General features: G+C 67.5%; 3 protein-coding genes and 1 pseudogene. All 4 read right to left on the reverse strand.

Features of this window, described 5'->3' with window-relative positions:
• Nucleotides 1-49: 49 nt before the first annotated feature.
• Nucleotides 50-1,533: pseudogene (tldD, locus tag ACDELDRAFT_RS18785) on the reverse strand (metalloprotease TldD).
• Nucleotides 1,534-1,969: 436 nt separating this feature from the next.
• Entirely contained in the window at nucleotides 1,970-2,305 is a 336-nt protein-coding gene (locus ACDELDRAFT_RS18790) for a YegP family protein (RefSeq protein WP_005799598.1), read from the reverse strand.
• A gap of 91 nt (nucleotides 2,306-2,396) precedes the next feature.
• On the reverse strand, nucleotides 2,397-3,569 hold the full coding sequence (gene rodA / locus ACDELDRAFT_RS18795; protein ID WP_005799600.1) for a rod shape-determining protein RodA: 1,173 nt from the start codon (nucleotides 3,567-3,569) through the stop codon (nucleotides 2,397-2,399).
• A 48-nt stretch (nucleotides 3,570-3,617) separates the two neighbouring features.
• Nucleotides 3,618-5,230: HDOD domain-containing protein (locus ACDELDRAFT_RS18800; RefSeq protein WP_005799602.1), on the reverse strand; the 1,613-nt coding region annotated here is incomplete at its 5' end.

A 5,230-nucleotide genomic window follows, 5' to 3' on the forward strand; every position in this document is an offset into this window, starting at 1 on the left:
GTGGCGTGCCCCCGCAACACCACCAGGTGCGGCGCCCGGCGGGCCGCGATCAGGCCGTGCCGCCGACCGTGAGTCCGTCGATGCGCAGCGTCGGCTGGCCCACGCCCACAGGCACGCTCTGGCCTTCCTTGCCGCAGGTGCCCACGCCGCTGTCCAGGCGCATGTCGTTGCCAATCATGCCCACGCGCTTGAGGCACTCGGGGCCGCTGCCCACGATGGTGGCGCCCTTGACGGGGTAGAGGATCTTGCCGTTCTCGACCCAGTAAGCTTCGCTGGCCGAGAACACGAACTTGCCCGAGGTGATGTCCACCTGGCCGCCACCGAAATTGGTGGCGTACAGGCCCTTCTTGATGCTGGCGACGATCTCCTGCGGATCCTTGTCGCCGCCCAGCATGTAGGTGTTGGTCATGCGCGGCATGGGGATGTGCGCATAGCTCTCGCGCCGGCCATTGCCGGTGGGCGCCACGCCCATCAGGCGGGCGTTGAGCGCGTCCTGGATGTAGCCCTTGAGGATGCCGTCCTCGATCAGCACGTTGCGCTGGCTGGCATGGCCCTCGTCGTCCACGTTGAGCGAACCGCGCCGGTCCGCAATGGTGCCGTCGTCCAGCACCGTCACGCCCTTGGCGGCGACGCGCTGGCCGATGCGGCCGCTGAAGGCGCTCGAGCCCTTGCGGTTGAAGTCACCCTCCAGCCCATGCCCAATCGCCTCGTGCAACAGGATACCCGGCCAACCCGGGCCCAGCACCACGGTCATCTCGCCCGCCGGGGCGGGCGGGATTCGAGGTTGACCAGGGCGGCGTTGACGGCCTCGTCCACATACTGGCCCATCTGTTCATCGTCGAAATAGGCCAGGCCGAAGCGCCCGCCGCCCCCGGCAGAACCCATCTCGCGGCGGCCGTTCTGCTCGGCAATCACCGTGATCGACAGACGCACCAGGGGGCGCACATCGGCAGCCAGGGTGCCATCGGCACGCGCCACCAGCACCACGTCGTATTCACTGGCCAGCCCGGCCATGACCTGGGCCACGCGCGGGTCCTTCGCGCGGGCGCGCTGCTCCAGCTTTTCCAGCAAAGCCACCTTGGCGGTGCTGTCCAGGGTGGCGATAGGGTCCAGGCCAGGATACAGGCTGCGTCCATTCGCTATTTTTTTAGGAGCTACTCGCACCCGCCCGCTTTGCGTAACAGACGAAATGGACCGCACAGTGCGCGCGGCGTCGAGCAGCGAGGCCTCGGAGATGTCGTCGGAATAGGCAAACGCCGTCTTCTCGCCACTGACGGCGCGCACGCCCACACCCTGGTCGATGGAGAACGAACCCGTCTTGACGATGCCCTCCTCCAGGCTCCAGCCTTCGCTGCGGGTGTACTGGAAGTACAGATCGGCATCGTCCACCTGGTGGGTGCGGATCTCGGCCAGCGCGCGCGCCAGGTGGCCCTCGTCGAGGCCAAACGGCGTGAGAAGCAACTGGCGGGCAACGTCGATGCGCTGAAGGGTGGGCGCGCGCTGTGGCGCAGCAGAGGGGGAGCGTGAGGACATGCAGCCATTTTAGGCGTGCAGGCATGCCCCGCGCCGGGCAGGGGCGCCCGCCTTCGCGCGGTTCGCAACGCCCTTCCGCCACCACGCTGCACGCCCGATCGGCCACCGAGCGCCAACCTCGCACAGGCCTTTGCGCCCAGGTGGCGGTCCAGGTCTCCTGCAGCCAACGTCCCGTGCTCTGCGGCCCGGCCATGTGCACAGCCACCCTTTTTCCAGGCTGTGCGGGGCAGGCGTTGCTTGCGCCGGCCAACGCACGGAGGTGCTGGCGGACACGATAAGGTTTGCGCAGCGCCATCCTGGCCCGAACTCACGCTGCAGCCATGGTGGCGCTCAACCTGCTGTCGGACAGCGGCTTTTCGGCGGCCAGTGCGGGGCGGAGCGCCAGAGCCGCGCACCGCCGACCGGGCCCAGCCGCAGGCACGCCCCAGAGGTCTCTCTAGGCGGACTGGTCGTCGGTCAGCGCGCCCGGCCCGTTGGCCTTGACCGACTCGATGCCCGCATCCCGCGCCTTTTCGCCCTTGTACCGCTGGCTTTGGCCAATGATCTGGCCATTGCCGGCCTTGAGTGTGAAATAGGGCGATCCGTCCTTGGCGCACAGGCGCCCGTAGCGGCCGTCATCGGGCGCATTCTTCCGCACGGACTCGATGCCGTTGAGCGCACTGGCCCGCGAGTCATACAGCTCGCTGGTCAGGATGACCTGCCCGTTGCCGGCCAGCAGGTTGAAGACGAACTTGTCGTTGCTCGATTTTTTCAGCTCAAACCTTGACGCCATGGAAAGAACCTCCGGGCTGATGCCAAGACACGGTTGGCCCCCGGTTTGTACCCCCATGCCCCGCCCTGCGCAATGCACGGCGGATGCCCCCTCACAGCGCGGGGCGGGCGTCCTTGGGATCGATGCGCTGGGACCGGGCTACCGACATCAGGATGCCCAGCGCCAGTCCCAGTGTGACCATGGCCGTGCCGCCGTAGCTAATGAAGGGCAGCGGCACCCCCACCACCGGCAGGATGCCGCTGACCATGCCCATGTTCACGAAGGCGTAGGTGAAGAAGATCATCGACACCGCGCCAGCCATGAGCCGCCCGAACAGGGTCGTCGCACCGACCGCAATGGCCAGCCCGCGCCACACGAGCAGCAGGAAGCACACGATCAGGAACAGGTTGCCCGCCAAGCCGAACTCTTCGGAAAAGGCCGCAAAGATGAAGTCGGTGGTGCGCTCGGGGATGAATTCAAGGTGGGTCTGCGTTCCCGCCATGAAGCCCTTGCCCAGCACGCCGCCCGAGCCAATGGCGATCATGCCCTGGATGATGTGAAAGCCCTTCCCCAACGGGTCGCGCGAAGGGTCCAGCAAGGTGCAGATGCGCTGCTGCTGGTAGTCGTGCAGAACGGCCCAGCGCACGCCTTCGGCACACAGCTGCGGCTCAAGGGACACCAGCAGCGCCACACCGCCCACACCGAGCAGTACCGGAGGAAGCACCAGCTTCCAGGACAGCCCCGCGAAAAAGATCACCGACAAGCCCGCCGCCAGCACCAGCAGCGACGTGCCCAGGTCGGGCTGCTTCATGATCAGCCCCACCGGAACGGCCAGCAGCAGCCCCGCAGCGGCGAAATCCAGCGGCCGCAGCTGGCCTTCGCGCTTCTGGAACCACCAGGCCAGCATCAGCGGCATCGCGATCTTGAGAATCTCGCTGGGCTGGATGACGACACCGAGGTTGATCCAGCGTTGCGCCCCTTTCTTGGTGATGCCGAACAGCGCCACCGCCACCAGCAGCACCACGCCCACCGAATACAGCGGCACGGCGAACGCCATGAGCTTCTGGGGCGGCACCTGCGCCACCATGAACAGGATGGCAGCGGCAATCAGCATGTTGCGGGCATGGTCCACGAACCGCGAGCCATGGTCATACCCCGACGAGTACATGGCCAGCAGTCCGGCACCGGCCAGCAACGCCACCACCAGGACGAGCGGCCAGTCAAACCCCTGGAACAGGGGCACGAAACGCTGGGAGAGAGTGGGCTTTTCAAAAACGGCGGCCATGCCGCAATTATCAGGCCCGGCCAGCCCCGCCTGCCGCCAGGGGCCTCGTCAGCCCGCCTGGCGGAAGGCCATCACGGCCTGGTTGCGCAGGGTACGCAGCAGGCCCAGCACCTTGTCGTCCACCACGATGCCCCCCGGCGAAGACTGGTCGGCGTAGATCAGTGCGAAGGGCTGGCCCTTGATCTGCAGCGGAAGCAGCAGGAAGGCCGGCGCGTTGATGCCTTGCACGTACCATTGCGGCAGCCGGGCCTGCATGCGCGCCTCGGTGGCGTCGTTGATGAGGGTGTCGGCCCCGCGCACGCAGACTGCCGCGAACAGGTCGTTGGCCGTTTTAAGGGGCACGCGCATGGCGCGCACGGCGCTTTCGCTGCCTTCCCCCAGGCCGAACCGCCCTGTCAGCAGGTCGGTGCGCGCCTCGCGCAGGCAAAACACCATGCGCCGGAATCCGAGGGCGCGGAACATGGTTTCCAGGATCATGCGCAGCACGTCATTGAGCTGGAAGTTCTCCACCATCGCATTGGTGATGTCCTGGATGCCGGCCGCCAGCACTTCGTTGACCTGCGCCGCCGACACCGTGCCCGTCGCCTGCGATTCCAGCACGGCGGGCAGCACCGAGGTATCGGCCGCGCGCAACTCAAGCGGCGCCAACGCGTCCTCGGGCGGGGTGGGAGCCCCTTGCGGCGCGGGCAGGCTCAGCAAACGGGCTGCCGCCGAACCGGGCTCTACCTGCAGGTCCAGCGCCTCGGCCAGCGCCACCAGCTTATGTCGCGCCCGCAGGGTGGCCTCGGCGATGGCGCTTGGCGTGAGCGCCAGCGTGCGCGCATAGCTCGCTGCAATCTGCTGCAAGCGGTCTTCGGTCTCGGTCTGGCCCTGCAGAAGCGTGTTGGCCACCTCGTTGGCCGCCATGGCCACCCAGCGCAGGCGCTCCACGCCCTGTTCGGGCGGGCGCATCGGCGGCGCCCCCATGGGCTTGCGCATGCAGCGCTGCAGGCTGTCGGGCAGGCCCCACACCCGCGCCACGCCAGCCCCGAGGTCTTCGAACCCCAGTCCCAGCACCTGCATGGCCGCAGACTCTTCGCCGCCTTCGAAACGCCCGGCCGCCACCAGGCTGCGTACCTGGCGCGCCTCTTCCGGGAAGTAGAACTCGCACAGCATGCGCCCCAGGTTCTGGAACATGGCGCCAATGAATGCCTCCTCGGCCATGTTGCCGGGGCTGCTGAGCTCGGCGGCCACCGAGCCCGCCATCATGGCGCGCAGGAATTCCTCGCGCATCTGGCTGGCGTGGGCCTTGTCCTGCATGTGGTCGAGCAGCACAAGGCTCAGGGCCATGTTGCGCACGGCATTGAAGCCCACCAGGCTGACCGCGCGCGACACCGTGCTGATGGTGCCCCGACTGGCGCGCGCGTAATGCACGCTGTTGACCAAGCGCAGCAGCTTGTTGGTCAGCGCCACATCCTTGAGGATCTCGTGGGTCAGGTCGCTGATGCTGTCGTCTTCCGAGTTGGCAACCCGCTGGATGCGGGCCACCGAATCCGACAGCGCGGGGAAGTCGCTCTTGTGGCGCATGCGCCGCAGCAAAAAATCAAGGGTGGCGTTGCTGGCGGCGGTGGGGGCGCTCACGGGCGCGGCCCAGGCGCGCAGGGCGTCGCGCAAGTCGCCCG

It is taken from the genome of Acidovorax delafieldii 2AN (assembly GCF_000175235.1).
GTDB lineage: Bacteria > Pseudomonadota > Gammaproteobacteria > Burkholderiales > Burkholderiaceae_C > Acidovorax > Acidovorax delafieldii_B.

Bases quoted from the DNA above. Each gene is read 5' to 3' on its own strand.
- rodA (WP_005799600.1), bottom strand. From the start codon at position 3,569: ATGGCCGCCGTTTTTGAAAAGCCCACTCTCTCCCAGCGTTTCGTGCCC.
- ACDELDRAFT_RS18790 (WP_005799598.1), bottom strand. From the start codon at position 2,305: ATGGCGTCAAGGTTTGAGCTGAAAAAATCGAGCAACGACAAGTTCGTC.